18 protein-coding genes and 1 tRNA gene are annotated in these 21,533 nt (G+C 61.9%); 6 read left to right on the forward strand and 13 right to left on the reverse strand.

Annotated features, from left to right (window positions below; genetic code table 11):
- Window positions 1-138: 138 nt before the first annotated feature.
- The 6 genes from IB272_RS02110 to IB272_RS02135 form a co-directional block, all read right to left on the reverse strand.
- Entirely contained in the window at window positions 139-486 is a 348-nt protein-coding gene (locus IB272_RS02110; protein ID WP_060516475.1) for a RidA family protein, read from the reverse strand.
- Window positions 487-666: 180 nt separating this feature from the next.
- Window positions 667-1,497, reverse strand: a complete 831-nt coding sequence (locus IB272_RS02115; protein ID WP_034800847.1) for a dipeptide ABC transporter ATP-binding protein — start codon at window positions 1,495-1,497, stop codon at window positions 667-669.
- Window positions 1,494-2,336 carry an ABC transporter ATP-binding protein gene (locus IB272_RS02120; protein WP_082566271.1) on the reverse strand — a complete coding sequence of 281 codons (843 nt, stop codon included), beginning with the start codon at window positions 2,334-2,336 and terminating at the stop codon, window positions 1,494-1,496. Before IB272_RS02120 ends, IB272_RS02115 begins: the two co-directional genes overlap by 4 nt.
- 2 nt (window positions 2,337-2,338) lie before the next feature.
- Entirely contained in the window at window positions 2,339-3,247 is a 909-nt protein-coding gene (locus IB272_RS02125; protein WP_034800846.1) for an ABC transporter permease subunit, read from the reverse strand.
- 10 nt (window positions 3,248-3,257) lie between these two features.
- Window positions 3,258-4,262, reverse strand: coding sequence for an ABC transporter permease subunit (locus IB272_RS02130; RefSeq protein WP_034800844.1), 1,005 nt, complete (start codon window positions 4,260-4,262; stop codon window positions 3,258-3,260).
- A gap of 204 nt (window positions 4,263-4,466) precedes the next feature.
- Window positions 4,467-6,062 (reverse strand): ABC transporter substrate-binding protein, encoded by a 1,596-nt coding sequence (locus tag IB272_RS02135; RefSeq protein ID WP_034800843.1) that lies wholly within the window; start codon window positions 6,060-6,062, stop codon window positions 4,467-4,469.
- Window positions 6,063-6,710: 648 nt separating this feature from the next.
- Between IB272_RS02135 and IB272_RS02140 the strand changes: the two genes are divergently transcribed.
- Window positions 6,711-7,424 carry a helix-turn-helix transcriptional regulator gene (locus IB272_RS02140; RefSeq protein WP_060516477.1) on the forward strand — a complete coding sequence of 238 codons (714 nt, stop codon included), beginning with the start codon at window positions 6,711-6,713 and terminating at the stop codon, window positions 7,422-7,424.
- A 10-nt stretch (window positions 7,425-7,434) separates the two neighbouring features.
- Window positions 7,435-7,890 (forward strand): response regulator, encoded by a 456-nt coding sequence (locus IB272_RS02145; RefSeq protein ID WP_089044704.1) that lies wholly within the window; start codon window positions 7,435-7,437, stop codon window positions 7,888-7,890.
- Between the two features lie 64 nt (window positions 7,891-7,954).
- On the opposite strand, the gene rirA is transcribed toward IB272_RS02145, so the two are convergent.
- Window positions 7,955-8,419 (reverse strand): iron-responsive transcriptional regulator RirA, encoded by a 465-nt coding sequence (gene rirA / locus IB272_RS02150; RefSeq protein WP_034801384.1) that lies wholly within the window; start codon window positions 8,417-8,419, stop codon window positions 7,955-7,957.
- Window positions 8,420-8,611: 192 nt separating this feature from the next.
- Between rirA and IB272_RS02155 the strand changes: the two genes are divergently transcribed.
- A complete protein-coding gene (locus tag IB272_RS02155) occupies window positions 8,612-9,652 on the forward strand; it encodes a Fe(3+) ABC transporter substrate-binding protein (RefSeq protein ID WP_034801382.1) in 1,041 nt (346 codons plus the stop codon).
- A gap of 80 nt (window positions 9,653-9,732) precedes the next feature.
- On the opposite strand, the gene IB272_RS02160 is transcribed toward IB272_RS02155, so the two are convergent.
- The 3 genes from IB272_RS02160 to IB272_RS02170 form a co-directional block, all read right to left on the reverse strand.
- The gene (locus IB272_RS02160) at window positions 9,733-10,788 is read right to left on the reverse strand and encodes a M48 family metallopeptidase (RefSeq protein ID WP_060584012.1); all 1,056 of its coding nucleotides are present in this window, start codon (window positions 10,786-10,788) and stop codon (window positions 9,733-9,735) included.
- Window positions 10,778-11,869 carry a DUF898 family protein gene (locus IB272_RS02165; protein ID WP_051659565.1) on the reverse strand — a complete coding sequence of 364 codons (1,092 nt, stop codon included), beginning with the start codon at window positions 11,867-11,869 and terminating at the stop codon, window positions 10,778-10,780. The genes IB272_RS02160 and IB272_RS02165 overlap by 11 nt, the downstream gene beginning before the upstream one ends.
- Window positions 11,870-12,101: 232 nt before the next feature.
- The gene (locus IB272_RS02170) at window positions 12,102-13,598 is read right to left on the reverse strand and encodes a CoA-acylating methylmalonate-semialdehyde dehydrogenase (RefSeq protein ID WP_034800841.1); all 1,497 of its coding nucleotides are present in this window, start codon (window positions 13,596-13,598) and stop codon (window positions 12,102-12,104) included.
- 128 nt (window positions 13,599-13,726) lie between these two features.
- On the opposite strand from IB272_RS02170, the gene IB272_RS02175 reads away from it, so the two are divergent.
- Window positions 13,727-14,608 (forward strand): LysR family transcriptional regulator, encoded by an 882-nt coding sequence (locus tag IB272_RS02175; RefSeq protein ID WP_034800840.1) that lies wholly within the window; start codon window positions 13,727-13,729, stop codon window positions 14,606-14,608.
- Between the two features lie 31 nt (window positions 14,609-14,639).
- Here the strand turns inward: IB272_RS02175 and IB272_RS02180 are convergent, their stop codons facing one another.
- Window positions 14,640-16,403: an adenylate/guanylate cyclase domain-containing protein gene (locus IB272_RS02180; protein ID WP_192444210.1), complete on the reverse strand. Its 1,764-nt coding sequence runs from the start codon at window positions 16,401-16,403 to the stop codon at window positions 14,640-14,642.
- 248 nt (window positions 16,404-16,651) lie between these two features.
- On the opposite strand from IB272_RS02180, the gene IB272_RS02185 reads away from it, so the two are divergent.
- Window positions 16,652-16,852 (forward strand): hypothetical protein, encoded by a 201-nt coding sequence (locus tag IB272_RS02185; protein ID WP_060516485.1) that lies wholly within the window; start codon window positions 16,652-16,654, stop codon window positions 16,850-16,852.
- A 49-nt stretch (window positions 16,853-16,901) separates the two neighbouring features.
- On the opposite strand, the gene IB272_RS02190 is transcribed toward IB272_RS02185, so the two are convergent.
- Window positions 16,902-16,978, reverse strand: a tRNA-His gene (locus tag IB272_RS02190).
- Window positions 16,979-17,167: 189 nt separating this feature from the next.
- Complete coding sequence (locus IB272_RS02195; RefSeq protein ID WP_034800834.1) at window positions 17,168-17,617, reverse strand: phasin; 450 nt, start codon at window positions 17,615-17,617, stop codon at window positions 17,168-17,170.
- Between the two features lie 230 nt (window positions 17,618-17,847).
- Here IB272_RS02195 and IB272_RS02200 point away from each other — a divergent pair, with 230 nt between their 5' ends.
- On the forward strand, window positions 17,848-21,531 hold the full coding sequence (locus IB272_RS02200) for an ATP-binding protein (RefSeq protein WP_060584009.1): 3,684 nt from the start codon (window positions 17,848-17,850) through the stop codon (window positions 21,529-21,531).
- Window positions 21,532-21,533: the final 2 nt, after the last annotated feature.

Genomic DNA, 21,533 nt, shown 5'->3' on the forward strand with positions numbered 1-21,533 from the left:
TTCTTCGGATTGGACACTTAACGTGCCGGTGCGCCGTTTGGTTCCGCGCAAGGGAACTGAAATGGGAACGAAAAACGCCGCCGGACGGCAGTCCGGCGGCGCAGGAATAAGAAGACGGGAAATCCCGTAGCGCAGGCCTTAGGCGGCAGCGGCGACGACGATGACTTCGACGAGGTATTCCGGGGTCGCGAGCTTGGCTTCGCCGGTGGCGCGAGCCGGGGTGTGGCCCTGCGGTGCCCAGGCGTCCCAGACCGAGTTCATCTTCGGGAAGTCTGCCATGTCGGCGAGCCAGATGGTGGCCGAGAGGATGCGGGTCTTGTCGGTGCCGGCGAGCGCCAGAAGACGGTCGACTTCGGCAAGCGCCTGCTTGGTCTGCGTCACGACATCGTCACCGGCGTTGCCGACCTGGCCGGCGAGGTAGACGGTGTTGTTGTAGACCACGGCCTGGCTCATACGGGGGCCGGTTTCGAAACGCTTGATTTCCATGAACGTGTTCCTGAGGTTGGGCCGAACGATCGGTCCGGCCAAAAAGCGGCTGCCCGCCGCCAAGAGGCGAGAAGTGAAGGCGGCGCGACACCTCTACACCATCAAGCCCCCAAGTCAAAGAAGCCGGGCATTGGCTGCCCGGCTTCTCTTGTTTCTTCAGCAAAAATCAGCAGCGGCGGATCAGGCCGCCTGCTTCTTCTTGGCAAGGCGCGCCTTGATGCTCTCGACATCCGCACGCGGCGTCGCTGCAAACAGCGTCTTGGTGTAGCTGTGCTTCGGGTCGGCAAAGACCTCGTCGCGGCTGCCGTATTCGACCGCTTCGCCGAAATACATCACCATGACATCATCAGCGATATAGCGCACGACAGAGAGGTCGTGGCTGATGAAGACGTAGGTGAGCTTCAGTTCGTCCTGAAGGTCGGCGAGCAGGTTCAGCACCTGTGCCTGGACCGACAGGTCGAGCGCCGACACCGGCTCGTCGAGCACCAGCAGCTTCGGGTTCAGCATCAACGCGCGCGCAATGGCGATACGCTGGCGCTGGCCGCCCGAAAACATGTGCGGATAGCGGTTGAAGTGCAGCTCGGTGAGGCCGACCTTCTTCAGCATCGTCATCGCCCGGTCGCGACGCTCGTCGGCCGGCGTGTCGGTGTTGATGACCAGCGGTTCCATCAGGATGTCGCCGATCTTCTGGCGCGGGTTGAGCGAGCCATAGGGGTTCTGGAAGACGATCTGCACCTTGCGGCGCATCTCCGGCGTCATGTCACCTTTGGAGATATCGATCTTCTTGCCCTCGATCAGGAGTTCGCCGGAGGTCGCCGGGTCGATCAGGGTGAGGATGCGGCCCAGCGTGGACTTGCCGCAGCCGCTTTCGCCAACGATCGCCAGCGTCTTGCCCTGTTCGACGGAAAAGCTCACGCCTTTCAGCGCATGAACCGTCTTTGCCTTTTTGATGAGGCCGCCGGGGATATGGTAGTCGCGCACCAGATTGCGCGCTTCGAGGATCACGCTCATTGGGCCGCTCCTTCGTCGACGAAGAGTTCGGAAATCGTCGGCAGACGATCGCCGGTCGCGTTGTCAGGCAGCGCCGCCAGAAGTGCGCGCGTGTAGTTGCTCTTCGGGTTTTCGAAGAGCGTCAGCACGTCGGCCTCTTCCATCTTGCGGCCCTTGTACTGCACGACCACCCGGTCGGCAGTCTCGGCGACCACGCCCATGTTGTGCGTGATCATGATCAGGCCCATCTTGTGCTCGGCCTGCAGCCTCATCAGGAGGTCCAGGATCTGCTTCTGGATCGTCACGTCGAGCGCGGTGGTCGGCTCGTCGGCGATCAGGAGCTTCGGGTTGCAGGCGATCGCGATCGCGATCATCACGCGCTGGCACTGGCCGCCCGACATCTGGTGCGGATAGTGGCCGAGCCGCTCGGCCGGATCGGGAATGCCGACCGCCTCGAACAGTTCGATTGCGCGCTTGCGGCGACCGGCCTTGTCGAGGCCCATGTGGATGCGCAGCACTTCCTCGATCTGGAAGCCAACGGTGAAGCACGGGTTGAGGCTGGCGATCGGCTCCTGGAAGATCATGGCAATATCCTTGCCGACGATCTTGCGCCGTTCGTTTGCCGACATGCCGAGCAGGTCGCGGCCGTTGAAAGTGAGCTTGTCGGCGGTCACTTTCGCCGTCCAGGGCAGAAGCCCCATGGCGGCCAGCATCGACACGGACTTGCCCGAGCCGGACTCGCCAACGATCGCAAGCACTTCGCCTTCATGGACCTTCATCGACACGCCGTTGACGGCGCGGAAGGGACCGGAGGCCGTCTGGAATTCGACGACCAGGTTTTCGATTTCGAGAAGCGCCATGATCAGGACCTCTTCAGCTTGGGATCGAGCGCATCGCGCAGGCCGTCACCCATAAGGTTGATCGCCAGCACCGTGATCAGGATCGCGATACCCGGAAGGGTCACCACCCACCAGTGGCTGCTGATGAACTCGCGGGCTTCGGCGAGCATCGTGCCCCATTCCGGTGTCGGAGGCTGTGCGCCCATGCCGAGGAAGCCGAGGGCCGCAGCGTCAAGGATCGCGCTCGAGAAGGAGAGCGTCGCCTGGACGATCAGCGGCGCCATGCAGTTCGGCAGGATCGTCTTGAACATCAGACGGCCATGACCGGCGCCGGCCACCTTGGCGGCGACGACATAGTCACGGGTCTTTTCGCTCATGACGGCAGCACGCGTCAGGCGCACGAAGTGCGGCTGGAAGACGAGCGCGATGGCGATCATGGCGTTGACGAGGCCCGGGCCGAGGACGGCGACCAGCACGAGGGCGAGCAGCAGCGACGGGAAGGCGAGGATGATGTCCATCACGCGCATGATGACGGTATCGACCCAACCACGGAAGTAGCCGGCGATGACGCCAAGCGCGATACCGCCGACGAGCGACAGGGTCGTGACGATGACACCGACGAACAGCGAGAAGCGCGTGCCGTAGATCAGGCGGGACAGCATGTCGCGGCCGACGGCGTCGGTGCCGAGCAGGAAGCCGGCGCGGCCGCCCTCCTGCCATACCGGCGGTACCAACACCGCATCGCGGTACTGTGCCACCGGATCGTGCGGTGCGACCCACGGTGCGAAGACCGCGAGCAGAACGAGGAACACGAAGAACACGAGACCGATCACGGCGCCGCGGTTCTCGGAGAAGTAATACCAGAACTCGGCCAATCGCGCCCGGCGGGACGGATCGGTCGAAACGGTGCTTGTTGCAGCAGCTTGAGACATGACGCCCTCCTTAGTGCCGGATGCGCGGATTAATGAGACCGTAGAGCAGGTCGACGATGAGGTTGACCAGCATGATCACCGCGGCGATGACGAGCAGGCCGCCCTGGATGACGGCGTAGTCGCGACGCGACACCGAATCCACCATCCACTTGCCGATGCCCGGCCAGGAGAAGATCGTTTCCGTCAGGATCGCACCGGCGAGCATGACGCCCACCTGCAGGCCGATGGTGGTGACCACCGGGATCATCGCATTGCGCAGCGCATGGACGCCGACGACCCGGAAGGTCGAAAGGCCCTTGGCCCGTGCCGTGCGCACGTAGTCTTCGGAGAGAACTTCAAGCATCGCCGAGCGCGTCTGGCGAGCGATGACCGCAAGCGGAATGGTTCCAAGCACGATCGTCGGCAGGATCAGGTGGCTGACGGCCGACTTGAACGCGCCGGCCTGACCGGACAGGAGCGAGTCGATCAGCATGAATCCGGTTACCGGCGGGAAGAAGTACATCAGCGAGATGCGGCCGGAGACCGGCGTCCACTGCAGCATGCCGGAAACGAGCATGATGAGCAGCAGGCCCCACCAGAAGATCGGCATGGAGAAGCCGACGAGTGCCGTCCCCATCATCGCCTGGTCGACGGCCGAGCCGCGCTTGATCGCAGCAATCACGCCGGCCGGAATGCCGAGAATGACCGCAAACAGGATCGCGCAGAGCGAAAGCTCGACGGTTGCCGGGAACAGTTCGAAGAACTGATCGATGACCGGCTTCTTGGTAACGATCGAGGTGCCGAAATCACCCTGGAGCACGCCCCAGAGATAATCGAGGTATTGCACCACGATCGGCCGGTCGAAGCCGAGTGCGTGTGAAATTTCCGCATGTCGCTCCGGCGACATGACGCGCTCGCCCGAAAGCAGCGCAACCGGATCGCCCGGAAGCAGGCGGATGAAGGAGAAGGCGATGATGGAGACGCCGACGAAGGTCGGTATCAGGACAGCCAATCGCCCCAAGAGAAATCGGAACATGTTAAACCCCGCGCCATGTTGCCGCGGCATTGTATCCCGCCGCTGGCACCACCGCATGCTTTCCCACTTAACGGCCAAGCATACAGCAAGTCGAAATGCCACAGCGACCTTTTGCGCTCCAGCCGGAACTCAGGGTCGCTATAGTGGATGCAAAGAGGGGCGCTTGCCCTTGGCAAACGCCCCCTTAAGGATCAGTTAACTAAATTACTCGGTGATGTCCACGCCGTCGAAGGCAAAATCACCAAGTGGGCTCTGAACGAAGCCCTCGACGTTCTTGCGCATCGGCACGACCGAGAGCGAGTGGTCGATCGTCGCCCACGGCGCTTCGCGCTTGAAGACGACCTGCGCCTCTTCGTAGAGCTTGGTGCGCTCTGCGGGGTCAGAGGTTTCCTTCGCCTTCTTCACGAGAGCGTCGAATTCCTGGTTGCACCACTGTGCACGGTTGTTGCCGCCGACAGCGTTGCAGCCGAGAAGCGTGTCGAGGAAGTTGTCCGGGTCGCCGTTGTCGCCGGTCCAGCCGAGGATGACGGCACCGTCACGATCCTTGGCCTTGGACTTGTCGAGGTATTCGGCCCATTCGTAGGAGACGATCTCGACCTTGACGCCGATCTTGGCGAAGTCCGACTGCATCAGTTCAGCTGCGCGACGGGCGTTCAGCATGTACGGACGCGAAACCGGCATTGCCCAGAGCTTCATCGACAGGTCCTTGACGCCTGCGTCTTCAAGCATCTTCTTGGCGACTTCGGGCTCGTAGGTGTCGTCTTCGATCTTGTCGTTGTACGACCACATCGTCGGCGGGATCGGGTTGACGGCCGGCTGGGCAGCACCCTGGAAGACGGCATCGACGATCGCCTGCTTGTTGATCGCCTTGTTCAGCGCCTTGCGGACTTCCGGCTTGTCAAACGGAGCCTGGGTCGTGTTGTAGGCGAGGTAGGAGACGTTGAGGCCGGCCTGTTCCATGACCTTCAGGTTCGGGTCTGCCTTCATCTTCGAAACGTCGGCAGCATTCGGGAACGGCATCAGGTGGCATTCGCCAGCCTGGAGCTTCTGGAAGCGAACCGAAGCGTCAGACGTGATCGCGAAGACGAGGTCGTCGATCTTCTGCTTGCCACCCCAATAGTCCGGGTTTGCCTTGTAGCGGATGACGGCATCCTGCTGGTAGGCGACAAAAGCGAACGGACCGGTGCCGAGCGGCATCTGGTTCATCTGCTCCATCTTGCCGTCAGCCTGCAGCTTGTCGGCATATTCCTTCGACAGGATCGAGGCAAACGGCATCGCGATGTTGGCGAGGAACGGCGCTTCCTTGCGCGTCAGGGTGAACTTGACGGTCAGGTCGTCGACCTTCTCAACCGACTTGATGACTTCCGGGAAGCCCATGCCGGCTGCGTATTCCCACGAAGCGCCAGCAATGTACTTGTTCCACGGATTGTCAGCCTTCAGCTGGCGCTCGTAGGAGAACACCACGTCGTCGGCAGTGAAATCACGCGACGGCGTGAAGAATTCGGTGGTCTGGAACTTGACGCCCGGACGCAGCTTGAAGGTGTAGACCAGGCCGTCGTCGGAGATCGTCCAGCTTTCGGCGAGGCCCGGCTCAACTTCGGTCGTGCCCTTCTTGAACTCGAGCAGGCGGTTGTAAACCGTGTGCGCAGCCGCGTCGAAGGTCGTGCCGGCGGTGTACAGGCCCGGGTCAAAACCCTCTGGCGAACCTTCCGAGCAATAAACGAACGTCTTCGACCAGGCGGAGCCGGCCATCAGCGTGGCAAGCGCCGTCGCTGCAAACAGAGTAGTGAGCTTTTTCATGAGCTTTGCTTCCCAGATTTGTTTTTGTTCTCGTGTTTTCCTGACGCGGAATGCCGTTGCCCCCGGTCAAGGCCGGATGGAACGACATTTGGCGTCGCATTGCAATAAGTCGCCGCAGAAATTTGTCTATGCGAAAAATTCGTCCGCAGGTAGAGCCGGGATATTCGTCCACTGTTTTAGAATCGCCTGACAAAACAGTACACCGCGGCACCTAAAATCCACGACGTTCCGGCCGCTTCCACAGGGTCTGCAACCTCCCCCGCCAGCCCCTTGGGCGGCGCGATGCCACACCGGGGAAGCCACCTTGGTTCCGGAGTGAATACCCCTACGGAGAATGCCGTGATCATTGGCCGCACGAACACGCGATTCGGCCTCGACAGGTTTTCGTCAATCCCAAGATACTATGGTAGAAATCCCGACCGGGATTGTGCAATAAAATGTATACAAAACTCGGGGGAGATATTCGACGTGCCCAGACGTCCTTGGGAGGGACCGGCAGCAACCTTTTACAGCTTTCAGTCGCTCGGTGGGCTTGCCGAGGGACGGGCATGACCCTGCCTGTCGGCAATACCGGCAACGCACTTTGCCGATTGATCGCTGCGGCTCGCGGGATAAACTGCCGCACGACGATAAGGGGATAGCCAGTCCGTGGCGGCTTTGCTGGAAAATCACAGGCGATACGACCTTCGCGACGAGCTGGAGAAGGCGCTCAACCGCGTCGATTTCTTCCGCATTTTTCATACCATGGCATTGCGCTACGGCTTCAGCCATTTCGGCATTCTGCAGCTCGGCAACGAGAACGACGCCTGCATGCTGTCCACCCGCCTAGTATTGCACGACCTGCCCTCCGGGCTCGCGGAGGAATACGACAAGCGCCATCGCTTTGGCGACTCCGTGTTTTACAAGACGCTGCACCGCTCGGCGATCTCGTCGGTATGGCGGGCGGACGACCCCGGCTGCGACGCCAGCCAGAACCTGCTGGTGCAGCTCGGTTTCGAACTGCTCGTCAGCGCGCCGGTGCACGCAGCCTCCACCGGCGCGCGCTACGCCGTGCTCTTTCTCGGAGACGGGGAGGATATCGGCCGGGCCGAGCATGTGGCGCTCGCCTATGACGCGATCGCCGCCTTCGACTATTTCTATCGCATCGCGCTTGCCAACAAGGCCGGGATGGGACTGACGCCGCGCGAAACCGAAATCCTCAAGTGGATCTCGCATGGCAAGACGGCAAGCGAGATTGCGCTCATCGTTTCGGTGTCGGAGCACACGGTGAACTCACACACCGCAACGATCCTGAAGAAACTCGACGTCGTCAATCGCACCCAGATGGTGGCGAAGGCAATCCGAGAGCAGATCATCCAGTAGCAGCCGATGCGTGGCCGCGTTTCGCACCGCCACGCCCAACGAACGGGACGCCCGCCATCAGCAAGGGTATTCGGTCATGACGCGAAAAGCACACATCCTGCTCGTTGACGACGACCCGGCAGAAAACCTGATCCTGCGCGCGCTCATCCGCAAGGTGAGCAGCATCGACATCGAGCTGCACTACTGCCAGACGATCGATGATGCGCTTGCATTCCTGCGCTCGGGCAAACCCGTATCGATGATCCTGCTCGACAACCGTCTGCGGCCGCAGCTCGATTTCCGCGAGACGGTCCCGGCCCTCCGGCATCAGGGCTATATCGGCCCGATCGGGGTAATCTCAGCATCGCTCGCCGATGCCTATTTTCAGAATCTGGAGGATTACGGCGCCGATTTCCGCATCGACAAGGCTGAAATCGACCCCACTGCGATCGACTTCATATTGCGGGAATATCTACCGCAAGAGTAATACCCGGCGGCACTTCAGCCGCCAGGTCATGCCGCACCATTTGCGCGGGCGTTGCTCGGAGATATCAGGCCGCCGAGGTCTGCGGACGCTTGGTTTCTTCCAGGCCGAGCAGGAAGTTGATCTGCGGGCGCGCCTTGACCAGGTCGTCAATCGTGTAGCCCTGCAGCACTTCGAAGAAGGCGTTCAGCGCCTTGCGGAGCGCCGAGTTCAGGCCGCAACTGTCGACGAGCGGGCATTCGATCTCGCCCGCCTCGAAGCATTCGGCCATCGCGAAACTGTCTTCCGTCACCTTGACGACGTCGAACAGCGTGATCGCCGAAGCGGGCTTCGGCAGGCGCACGCCGCCGTTACGGCCACGCACCGTTTCAACGAGGCCAGCCTTGGTCAACGGCTGCAAGATCTTGAAGAGAAACAACTCGGAAACACCATAAGCCCTGGCGATTTCGGGAATGCGGCTGAGCTTTTCCCCGTTGGCGGCGCAGTACATCAACATGCGAACCGCGTAGTTCGTTTGCTTCGTCAGACGCATCATTCACTCCGGCATCGAGAGGTTCACGAACTCATCATATAGGACGGATCGTAGTTTGGAACAATTCCAAAAAGCCAGAAAAGTCACTTCTTGTTGAGCGTTTACGGTTTCCTGATTGACTGTTTTCAGCGCTCCGGTCAGAAAGATGAGGAATTTTGTTAACTTAGCTCAAACAAGAAAATGGAGGAAGCGATGTCCGTTTCAAGAGCAGCGATGGGCGTTCTGTCCCTGACGGCAACCCTGCTGGCAACGAGCGCCGCCTGGGCCGATGGTGAAGTCAATATCTACTCGTACCGGCAGCCCGACCTGATCAAGCCGCTGCTCGACGCCTTCACCAAGGAAACCGGCATCACCACCAATGTGCTCTTCCTCGACAAGGGCCTCGTCGAGCGCATCCAGGCCGAAGGCGCCAACTCGCCGGCCGACGTGATCCTGACCGTCGACATCAGCCGCCTGACCGAAGCCAAGGATGCAGGCGTAACCCAGCCTGTCGTCAACGAGACGATCAACAAGGATATCCCGGCGCATTTCCGCGACCCTGAGGGCAACTGGTTCGGCCTCACCACCCGCGGCCGCGTCGTCTACGCATCCAAGGAGCGCGTCGCCCAGGACGACATCACCTATGAAGAGCTTGCCGACCCCAAGTGGAAAGGCAAGATCTGCACCCGCGACGGCCAGCACTCCTATAACATCGGCCTCTTCGCCTCGATGATCGCCCACCATGGCGAAGCCGAGACCGAGAAATGGCTGACCGGCCTCAAGAACAACCTCGCCAAGAAGCCTGACGGCGGCGACCGCGACCAGGCCAAGGCGATCCTCGCCGGCGAATGCGACCTGGCACTCGGCAACACCTACTATGTCGGTCTGATGATGACCAACGAGAAGGAGCCGGAACAGAAGGATTGGGCAGCGGCGATCAAGGTACTCTTCCCGAACGCCAAGGACCGCGGCACGCACGTCAACATTTCGGGCATGGCACTCGCCAAGAATTCCCCGAACAAGGACAACGCGCTGAAGCTGATGGAATTCCTGTCGGAGGGCGAAGCCCAGAAGATCTACGCCGAGCAAGTGTTCGAATATCCGGTTCTGCCGGGCGCCGAGCCGTCTGACGTCGTGAAGTCCTTCGGCACGATCAAGCCGGACGAACTGCCGCTCGCCGACATCGCCGCAAACCGCAAGAAGGCTTCGGAACTGGTCGACAAGGTCGGCTACAACGACGGTCCGCAGGACTGATCAACAAGGCAATTGCTTGAATGCGAACAGCGGGCCATCGGCCCGCTGTTTTCGTTTCAACAAGCGAAACTCAAGGAGGCTCATTGCGCCTTGGCGCGCAACTCCGCGGCGTAGTCGAGGATCGCCTTGCGCCGCTCAGGCGTCCCTGGATGCGTTGAGAGAATGCTGGTGTCGCCGTGATCGTCTAGCTTCTTTTCAAGCAGGTCGAAGAAGCGCGCGGCCGCCGTCGGATCTCGCCCTGCCTTCTGCATCAGTTCGACCGAGTGTCGGTCGGCAGCAGTTTCCGCGCCGCGCGAATAGGAAAGCGACAAGAGACCAGCGCCCTGCACCAGGACGTCGTCCACGCCCGAACCGATATCGCCGCCGATCATCATGATGAGGCCGGCAACGCCGGCAGCACGGTAGATCTGCCGCAGACTATGTTCGAGCTCGACATGGCCGATCTCGTGCGCCAGCACGCCAACGATCATTTCGGTATCGTCCCCAGCAAGTTCGATGAGCTCGTCGGTGACGACCAGCGTGCCATCCGGAAGCGCAAACGCATTTGGTCCGACCACACCGCCCTTGCGGAAATTGAGCGTGTAACCGGCCTCGCCGCGGTCTGATCGGGCGGCGATTGCCTTGAAGCCGTCGCGGATCCTTTCCTGCCGCTCAATCGCCAGCTGCGTCTTGTCGAACAGTGTCCGATCCATCGTCTCCATCGTGCCCCTCGACATCATCTCCGGCACGATCGGCGGGGTCACGAGGACGGCAACCTCGACGAGCGCAGGAACCGCATAGCGATAGATGGCAACGCCGCACAGCACGGTGGCTGCGACGACGGCGATGAGACGTGGACGAAAGCGCTCCCATTCGTGGATGTGGTTGACCCTGCCATTCAGCTTCAGAAAACGATCGACTGCCTCGTTGTCCGGCGTTTCGAACAACGAACCGTCTGCAAATTCGACGCGACGCGGTATCGCTCCGACGCGGTCGGAAATATCGACACTTGCCAAGGTGCCACGGGCAAGTTCGGTGCTCGCATCGTCTACGGCCCTAAGGCTGCCCCCCTCTTCCAACAGCCGCGAGGGCACCGACCGGCTGGAACCGGCCGGATGCCATTCGCCACGCGCGATCTCGATGCTGCTAGAAGCCAAAATCGAACCCTTCGAAATCCATGAATTCCGCTCCAACCGCCGACGCTTCCGCTTCGATTTCGCTCATCAGCGTTCCGACGGCGCCAAAGACGGTTACGCCCGTCAGGGTCCATTTGTAACGGGCCATGCGGACGGCCGCCCAAGGTCGCAGCAGGCCCAGCGTCAGGATGGTGACGACGAAGTTCGATATGGCGATCCACGTGTAGCGGCCCCGAGAAAGACCGCTGAGGAACCGATGTTTTCCGTCAAAAACCGTCGCCCCCCAAACGGCGTTGCGCACGGCTGCACTGTAGAACAACGCGATGACTGCGTAGAAAGACATGGACGCCACATATCCTGCGCCCAAGCCTACCCATCCCCACCTCGGATCGTTCAGCGATTGGAGCAAACTTGGCGATGCGCGAAGCGTTCCCATCAAGATCGCGAAGACAACAACGCCAAGAACCAGCGCAAGCCCCACACCCAGGAACATGCCGCGATAGAGCGGGCCGAACGGCGGATTGGTCTCAAAGGCCCTGCCGCCAAAGCGCAGGTTCGATCCGACGTAGCGCCCAACCCATCGGCTTGCGAGCGGCGTCAGTAGGCCCAAGGTGATAATGGAAAGGAACCCGCCCAGAATGAACGCCTTGAAGGCACCGCCCATCGTGCCGACGAAGTCGAAGCGGACGTTGCGGTAGCTCGTCACCCGTGCGCTGAAGCGCAGCCCGCGTGCGGCCAGCCAGGGAACGAAGAAGAGCGAAAGCAACAATAGCGCGATGCCGACGATCGGAACGAATGTCAGCAGAAGATTGTAGAGGATCAGATAGCCGAAAACGATCACTCGCCCGATCAGGATCTGCTTGCCCTTGGCATGGTACTCGAAGGTACGGCCGAGCAGAACCGTGTTTCCGTAGAAGTATCGGTTGCGCCGGACTTTTGCCCAGGCGGAATAAATGCCAAGCGTGACGATCGTCAAAAACACGTTGACGATCCAGATGCCGAAATATTCCTTGCCGCTCCCCATGAAAGAGAAACGGTGAAAATCGATCGACACATCGCGTGTCGGCGCTGCTTGAAACGACGTCGCTTCAGCCACGACCATGATGGGCCCCTCCGTCCATCCTTTGTGCAGCGGACGCGCCGCAATGCGCTCCGGAGCACATGATCAAACACAAATCGTCTGGTGCGCCCCCGCCCGCCAGACTGCCGTTGGAGCAGCGGTCAATTCACGACCCATGCCCACGGTTCGCAAGTTAGTTGTGCCGTATCGCCGAATGCAACAAAAAAGGGCCTCCCGAAGGAGGCCCCGAGGCGGGAGGATCTTTATCCCGTTGTTACTTCATCGTCGGCATGACGAACTCGGCACCGTCCTTGATGCCCGAAGGCCAGCGCTCGGTAATGGTCTTGGTGCGGGTCCAGAACTTGATCGAGTCCGGGCCGTGCTGGTTGAGATCGCCGAAGGACGAGGACTTCCAGCCGCCGAAGGAGTGGTAGGCGAGCGGAACCGGGATCGGAACGTTGACGCCGACCATGCCGATGTTGATGCGCGAGGCGAAGTCGCGGGCCGCATCACCGTCGCGGGTGTAGATCGCGACGCCGTTGCCATACTCGTGCTTCATCGGCAGGTCGAGGGCTTCCTCGTAGGTCTTGGCGCGGACGACCGAGAGAACCGGTCCGAAGATTTCCGTCTTGTAGATGTCCATGTCCGGCGTGACGTTGTCGAACAGGCAGCCGCCGATGAAGTGGCCCTGCTCATAGCCCTGCAGCTTGAAATCGCGGCCGTCGACGACGAGCTTGGCGCCTTGCTCGACACCGCTGTCGATCAGGCTGCGGATGCGCTGTTCGGCTTCCTTGGTGACGACAGGGCCCATATCGGCCTTCTCGTCGGTGTAGGGGCCGATGCGCAGGCTTTCGACCATCGGGGTCAGCTTGCTGATCAGGCGGTTGGCGGTCTCTTCACCGACCGGGACGGCAACCGAGATCGCCATGCAGCGCTCGCCGGCCGAGCCGTAGCCGGCGCCCATCAGGGCGTTCGCGGCCTGGTCGAGATCGGCGTCGGGCATGATGATCATGTGGTTCTTGGCGCCACCGAAGCACTGGGCGCGCTTGCCGTTCATCGCCGCGGTGCCATAGACGTAGCGAGCGATCGGGGTCGAGCCGACGAAGGAAACGGCAGCGATATCCGGATGCGTCAGGATCGCGTCGACAGCACCCTTGTCGCCGTTGACGACGTTGAGGATGCCTGCCGGCAGGCCGGCTTCGATCATCAGTTCGGCAAGGCGGATCGGAACGGACGGATCACGCTCGGACGGCTTCAGGATGAAAGCGTTGCCGCAGGCGATGGCCGGGGCGAACATCCACATCGGGATCATGGCCGGGAAGTTGAACGGGGTGATGCCGGCGCCGATGCCGACGGCCTGGCGGATCGAGTACATGTCGATGCCGGGACCGGCACCTTCGGTGAACTCGCTCTTCTGCAGATGCGGAATGCCGATGACGAATTCGCAGACTTCGAGGCCACGGATGAGGTCACCCTTGGCGTCTTCGATCGTCTTGCCATGCTCGCGCGACAGGATCTCGGCGAGCTCGTTCATGTTGGCGTTCAGAAGTTCGACGAACTTCATGAAGACGCGGGCGCGGCGCTGCGGGTTGGTGGCCGCCCACTTCGGCTGCGCTGCCTTCGCGCTTTCGACGGCTGCCGAAAGTTCCGCGTCGCTTGCCAGCGCCACGGTGCCCTGCACTTCGCCGGTTGCCGGGTTGAAGATGTTGCTGACGCGGCCGCTCTTGCCGGCGACGCGCTTGCCATCGATGAAATGACCGAGTTCGTACATGAATGGTTCCTCCAGATCTTGATTGTGGCGGCATGATCGCACTACGATTTCAACAAATCAATTTCCGATATTCAGCAACCGTTGTGCAAAAATTGAAGTCCAACGGTTTTGTATAGGATTGTCGCACTATGAATTGGGACGATGTCAGAATGTTTCTAGCCGTCGCGCGGACCGGACAGATCCTGGCCGCATCCAAGCGGCTCGGCGTCAATCATGCCACCCTCAGCCGTCGGGTGACTGCGCTGGAAGAGGCGATGAAGACACGGTTGCTCGTTCGTCGGCCGAACGGTTGCGAACTGACCGCCGAGGGCGAAATCTTCCTTGCGGCAGCCGAGCGCATGGAAACGGAAATGCTGGCGGCGCAATCGCAGATCGGCCGGATCGACACGGCGATCGCCGGCACGGTGCGCATCGGTGCACCCGACGGTTTCGGTGTTTCTTTCCTCGCGCCCCGGCTCGGCCGGCTGACGGCGCGCTATCCGGAATTGAAACTGCAGCTCGTGCCGGTCCCTCGGTCTTTCTCGCTGTCGCAGCGCGAGGCCGATATCGCGATCACCATCGAACGTCCGGAACAGGGGCGCCTCGTTTCCTCGAAGCTCACCGACTATACGCTCGGCCTCTACGCCTCGGCGGACTATCTCGAAAAGCACGGCACGCCGCAGACGATCGACGATCTCCGGGAGCACCGCCGCATCGGTTACGTCGAGGACCTGATCTTCACGCCGTCGCTGAACTTCTCCGCCGAAATCATGCGCAGCTGGGACGCGTCGTTCGAGATCTCCAGCGCCACCGGCCAGACGGAAGCGGTGCGTTCCAGCGCCGGCATCGGCATTCTGCACAATTACATTGCCCGCCATGCGCCGGAACTAAAACGTATCCTGCCGGAAACGACCATCCGCCGTGCCTACTGGACCACCTATCACGAAAGCGCGCGCGATCTCGTGCGCGTTCGCACCGTCGTCGCCTTCCTGCAGGAACTGGTGACCGCGGAGCACCAGATCTTCATATGAAGCGCTCAAGCGCCTGACGTCGGCGCCGCACCTATAGCGAAATCCCGGCCTCCCGCAGGCCGTCAATCAGCCGCGGAATGACGGCCGGATCCTGGTAAGGCATCGCCCGCTTGAAGTGGTCGATGGAAAAGTCCGGATTGACCTCGAAGACCTCGTGCCAGTAGCGCCGCGCCTCCTCATGGCGTCCGGTGCGGCCATAAAGACAGGCGAGATAGAAGCGCGTCATGTCCGAACGCGGTGCCAAGGCCAGGCGCCGCTTGAAGGCAATCTCGGCTTCGTCGAAACGGCCGAGATTGAGCAGGGTCCGGCCGAGGAAATGCAGCGCCAGGTCGAACTGCGGATCGAGCCGGTGGGCGCGGGTATAGAAGGGCAAGGCCTCCTCGAACTGGCCCAGGAAATCCCTGATCGTGCCGAGCTGCGTGTGACCGCCGGCGGAGTTCGGGTCGAGCTCGATCGTGCGTTGGGCGGCCCGCTCGGCCTCGTCGAAGCGGCGCTTCCAGCAGAGCGCAATCGCGAGCGCGTGGTGGCCGTGGGGCTCGTGCTCGTCGGTCTCGACGGCCTTCTGTGCAAGCTTGAGAGCGCGCTCGATATTGTCGACGGTGCCACCGTTCCACCGGTTGATGTAGTCGGTCATGGCAATGATCGCGAGCGACGCATAGGCCGCGGCAAGCGCCGGGTCGATGGCGATCGCACGTTCGAGCATGCTGCGCGCCTCCGCAGACGATACCGCGTCGAACCGCAGGATCGCCTGACGCGACCGCACGAGCAGATCGTAGGCCTCCGGGTCGACCTTGCCGCGCCCCTCGCGCCGCTCCGTTTCGCCGGCCGTCAGCTTCACCTTGAGCGCCGTCACGATGGTGCGCGTCACCTCGTCCTGAACCTCGAAAATATCCTCGATGCCGCGATCGTAGCGCTCGGCCCAGAGATGGCCCCCGGTGGTGCCGTCGATCATCTGAGCGTTGATGCGAATGCGGTTGGCGGCGCGGCGCACGCTGCCTTCCAGCACATAGCGAACGCCGAGGTCGCGGCTCACCTGGCGGATATCCGCCGACTTGCCCTTATAGGCGAAGGAGGAATTGCGGGCGATGACGAAGAGGCCGGAGACCTTCGAGAGATCGGTGATGATGTCCTCGGTAATGCCGTCGGCGAAATAGCCCTGCTCCGGATCGCCGGACATATTGTCGAACGGCAGCACGGCGATCGACGGCCGGCTCGGAAGCTGCGGTGGCACCTCGGCGGCGACCTTGAGGGGCGCGTCGGCATACTCGTCCGGCGACCAGCTCCAGATATGCACCGGCCGCTCGATGTTCTTGACCTCGTGATGGCCGCTGTCGACGAAAATGAGATCAATGCGGCCGTGCACATATTCGTGCACCCCGTCCGAAATCGCCACGCCGCCGGGCCTCGCAAGCGCCTCGATCCGGGCTGCGACATTGACGCCGTCGCCGTAGAGGTCGCTGTCGGCGACCATGATGTCGCCCATGTTGATGCCGACGCGCAGCACGATTTGCTGATCGTGGGGCACGTCCGCATTGGCGGAGATCATCGCCCGTTGCAAGGCAGCCGCACATTCGACCGCGTTGACCGCGCTGGAAAACTCGATCAGCACGCCGTCGCCCGTTCGCTTGAACACCCGGCCCTGGTGGGTTTCGACGAGCGGTTCCAGCACTTCGCTCCAGCGCGCCATGAGTTGCGTATAGGTGGTTTTCTCGTCTCGCTCCATCAGCCGGCTATAGCCAACGACATCAGCAGCCAGGATGGCGGCAAGCCGCCGTGTGATGGATTCTTTGGCCATGGATTGCGACGCCTTACTGGGAATCCTCTTGGCGAAATTTTACCGGCGGATGAGCCCTATGTCCATTCGAACCGGATCCGACCCGCGCCCAAGCGCTAGCCCGAATTGGGTATTGCCGCGACAGGAACCTGGCGCGGTATCCCGACGTTGCCTTCACAGGGAATTGAGCTGCTTGCTCAAGGCGATGGCTGCGAGCACGCCGGTCGCAATCGGCTCGCGCTCCCGTTTCGACAAAGGAGTGTGAAAGGATGCTTGTGTCCATACCGGGCCGGCCGATCCTGCCGGGTGAACTCACCAAGATCGACGATGTCTTCAAGGAAACACTAAGAGAGCGAGAGCTGTCGCGCCAGTCGGCAGAGGCAACGGCGCTCGCCGCCCGGCTGATCGAACTTTATCAGAATGGCGTACAGGACGTGGTGGCGCTCAGAGCCTTGGCCAAGCTGTTCTGACGAAGCAAGGCGCCCCGCAAATCGCGATACCGATCGTTTAGAGAAGAAATGGTACGGTTGGTGGGAATCGAACCTACGACCTCAGGTGCCACAAACCTGCGCTCTAACCAACTGAGCTACAACCGCACATAAAGCGACATCAGTCGCTTGGCGGCTCACATACGGAGACTTCCGTCGCTTTGCAAGCCTTAACTTGAGATTATCCTGGAAAAAATCCGGATGGCAAGCCATCCGGATTCTTGGTTTTGGGCGCAGATGGCAGAATTCGGCGACAGCAGTCTGTCGCCATCGTTCAGCCGGCGCGGTCGGTTGACTTTAGACCTTCTTGAAGGACGACATCGCCTTTTCAGCGGCGTCCTTGCCCGGCTTGGTGACGTTTTCGGCAACCTTCTTGGTGGCTTCCTGCATCGACTTCGCCTGCTCGACGGCGAGTTCGGCCTGCTTGCGGACAAAGCTCGTCTGCAGTTCGACGAATTCCGACAGCGACTTCACGCCGAGCAGCGCTTCCATGTGAGACAGCGAGTTTTCGGCATTGGTGCGCAGCGCGTCGATGGCCTTGAGGCCGAGTTCGACGGAGCCGGTCTGGGCGCTTTCGAGCGTTGCTTCAACGGTCTTCGTCGCCTCTTCGGCAGCGGTCTTCATCTTGGCATAGGCTTCCTTCGACTGGACGGCACCCTTTTCCGCGAAGTCGCGGAAGCTGTCGGTGAACTTCGCCGGGTCGAAAGAGGAGAGGGAAAATACGTCGTCGGTCTTCTTGGTAGCCATGAAAGCGCTCCTTGGTGTCTGGCCCTCTTCAGAGGCGCCGTTGATTGATGCGCATTATATAAACTACTTGCTTGTGCAATGCAATAAAATTGTGCAGTGCACAAAATCCGGAGAATTAACCTTTCGCGCTGAAAGCCGTGACGAAGCTCCGGCCCTCGCTGGACCCTTGCGGGCCTGCCGGGTATTAATAGAGTGTTAACCCGCAAGCGATCCGTCAATAGGCCCCCTTTATGCCCGCGAGACAGTATCCCTTCATTGATATCGCCGTGCATGCGCGGGTGCGGGAGCATTTTGCCCGCGGCGACGCGGCGATCCTGTTTTCGCGGGACTTTGCGCGCATTCTCTGGGCCAACGACCAGGGCGCGGCCTTTTTCGGCGCCGGGTCGATCTATGATTTCATCGATGCGGGACCGGACCAGGGCGAGCTGTCGCTGCGTCAGCTCAAGGCCGCGGGAGCGCAGCTCGTGCGCGCCGGCGACCGGCGCCAGCTTTCGATCCGGAAGTTCTCGGGTTTCCGCGGCACACCGCTCAATGTGAGCGTGGAGATGATCCGCGTGCGCCCGGACGAGGACGCGGTGCTCTTTACTGCACCGCATTCGGGCACGCCGCTGTCGCTTGAGGATCGTGCTGCGCGCATGATCGCCGGCCTCGACGGCCCGGACACCCACATGGCCGTTCTCGATGGCAACGGCGGCATCATCGCACACTCGCCGGGCTTCATCGATCTCGGCATGTCGGACGAGACACGCAAGCAGCTCGTCGATACGGTCGGCCGAGACCACGACTGGCTGATCAAGCGCCCGGTCGCAACGCGGAAGGGGCACCTGCCGGCCGCGGTCGGCAAGATCGCCGACGAACCGTCGCTGCATCTGCTCTTTGCTGTCGAGACCATTCTCGGCACGCTCGATCCGGACGAAGAGACCCCGGCGGCGCAAGTGTTGCCGATCTTGCCGCTGGCCGAAGAGCTGGAACCGACCGTCGAGACACCGGCCCCGGAGGCAAAGGATACCGTCGAACCGGCCGAAGCGCTGGTCGAAAGCGCTGCACCAGCCGAAGACGCTGCCCTGGCCGACGCATTCGAACAGGCGGAACCTGTCGAAGCGGTTGCCGCGCCACAGGACGATGGCGACCTTGAGGACGCAGACGTCCAAGTCGCTGCAGGCCAAGTCGTTCTGCCGGAGGACCCACAGGCGGTTGCCGCTGCAGATGCGGAAACTTCGGCGCAGGGCGTGGAGCCAGCGGAAGATGAACGCGAGCCAGCGCTTGCGGTCGCGACCGACGTGACCGCGAACGATACGCCGGTTGCCGCGGAAATCCCCGTGACGGAAGAGGTCGCTCGCGAGGATGAGACGGTAGAGGCGACCGATGCCGGCACCGCTGAAACGGAACAGGCCGACTTCGCCTTCGTGCCCGGCGGCCGTGCCGTCCGCTTCGTCTGGAAGATCGACGCCGAAGGCCGCTTCAGCGAGATTTCCGAGGAATTCGCCACCGCCGTCGGCCCGCGCGCCGCCGATGTGATCGGCGCCACCTTTAACCACGTGGCAGCACGCTACGGCCTCGATCCTGATCAGAAGATCGGCGCTCTGCTGCAACGCCGCGACACCTGGTCGGGCAAGACGATTTTCTGGCCCGTGCAGGGCACCAGCCTCAAGGTTCCGGTCGACCTGGCGGCCCTGCCCACCTACTCGCGCGCACGCGAATTCGACGGCTTTCGCGGTTTCGGTATCGTGCGCCTTGCCGATGCCGTCGACGACGAACACGCCAACGGCCTGACGCTCGGCGCCGCAACGGACATGACGGCAGAAGCTGCCGCGGAAGCGACGCCGTCGGAAGACCACGCGCATATTCCAGCGGTCGGCCCTGAGATCGAGGAGCGGTCCGCCGACAACGAGCAGGTCGTCGGGCAGAGGTCCTCCGAAACGGAGGCCGAGCCTGACGCAGCTGCGCAGGATCGTGATGCGCCCCAAGACCAGACCCTCACCTCCAGCGAGGAGGCAGAGGCAGAGCCGGACCATGCAGCCGAAGTTACCGCGGACGAACAGGTCGCCGCAACTGACGATCTCTTCCAGGGAGAGCGCCCTGCCCTACAGCTCGTCGACAACGCTGAGCCCCCCGTCTCCGACAAGATCGTCGAGCTCGAGAAACATCGCGCGGCGACCGCGCTGACGCGGGGCGAACAGGCGGCGTTCCGCGAGATCGCGCGGCAATTGGGCGAGCATTTTGGCAGGCCGGCGGAAACCGCACCGGCAGAGGAAAGCGACGCAGCGGCCGATGCAAGCACACCCTTCCCGGTAGACGCGCACGAAGCCATCTCTTCCTCGACGCTCCCGGCAGAAGAACAGGCTGGCGCGGAAGAAACCGGAGAAGAGACCGACGACGGCGCAGCCGAGGACGAACAGGCGAACGTGCATCTCGAGCAGCAAGCGGCAGATATCGGCCTTAGCGGTGAGATCCTCGACAGCCTGCCAATCGGTATGCTCGTGCATCGCGGGGAAGAGCTGCTGCACGCCAATCCGGAATTCCTGCGGCTCACCGCCTATGGCGACCTCGACGACTTTGTCCGGGAAGGCGGCCTTGACGCACTCTTTGCCAATGGCGAAGAGGCGACCGACCAGGAACCCGACGGCACGATGATGCTGATCCGCAGGGACGGTCAGATGCGGCCGGTCATCGCACGGCTGCACACGATCCGCTGGGACGGCCGGAGCGCGCTGATGCTGGCGCTGACGCCGGCAGCCGCGAACGCGCCGTCGACCAAAGCAGACGATGCCATCTCCGATGACGACGTCGACCGTCTGAAGACGGAAATCGACGAACTCAAGTCCATCCTCGAAACCGCGACAGATGGCGTCGTGATTCTCGGGCATGACGGCGACATCCGCTCGATGAACCGCTCGGCAAGCGCGCTCTTCAACTATGACGAGGGCGAGATCCGCGGCAAACCTTTCGCCGCGCTCTTCGCTCACGAAAGCCAGAAGGCAGTGATCGACTACCTGCACGGGCTTTCCGGCCACGGCGTCGCGAGTGTGCTGAACGACGGACGCGAGGTGATCGGGCGGGAAGCGAATGGCGGCTTCATTCCGCTGTTCATGACCATCGGCCGGCTTTCGGCCTCCAATGGCTTTTGCGCCGTGATCCGCGACATCACCCAGTGGAAACGCACGGAAGAGGAACTCCGGAACGCCAAGCGCGCCGCGGAAACGGCCAATGCCCACAAGACCGAGTTCCTCGCCCGCGTCAGCCACGAGATCCGCACGCCGCTCAACGCGATCATCGGCTTTTCCGACATGATGGCGAGCGAGCATTTCGGCCCGGTCGGTCACCCGCGCTACATCGAATATGCCGGCGACATCGGCCGGTCGGGCCGCCACGTGCTCGATATCGTCAACGATCTGCTCGACATCTCGAAGATCGAAGCAGGCGAAATGGAACTCGATTTCGGCGCCGTCGAGATCAACGACGCGGTCTCGGAAGCCGTGTCGCTCGTCCAGCCGCAGGCCAACAGCCAGCGCGTCATCATCCGCACCTCGCTTTCGGCAGCCGTGCCGAACGTCGTGGCCGACGGCCGGTCGATCAAGCAGATCGCGCTCAACATTCTGGCGAACGCCATCCGTTTCACGCCGTCGGGCGGCCAGATCGTGGTGTCGACCTCCTACGAGGCGAACGGTAGCGTCATGCTGAGGATTCGCGACACCGGCGTCGGCATGACCCGCGGCGAACTGGACCAGGCGATGAAACCGTTCCGGCAGGTGACGACAGGCGCGCGCAAGCGTGGCGACGGCACCGGGCTCGGGCTGCCGCTCACCAAGGCGATGGCGGAGGCGAACCGCGCCCACTTCTCGATCACCTCGGCGCCCAACGAGGGAACGCTGGTGGAAATTTCCTTCCCGTCACAACGCGTCTTGGCGAACTGAGG

Source organism: Ensifer sp. ENS08, assembly GCF_014852195.1.
In the GTDB taxonomy this organism is placed as follows: domain Bacteria; phylum Pseudomonadota; class Alphaproteobacteria; order Rhizobiales; family Rhizobiaceae; genus Ensifer; species Ensifer adhaerens.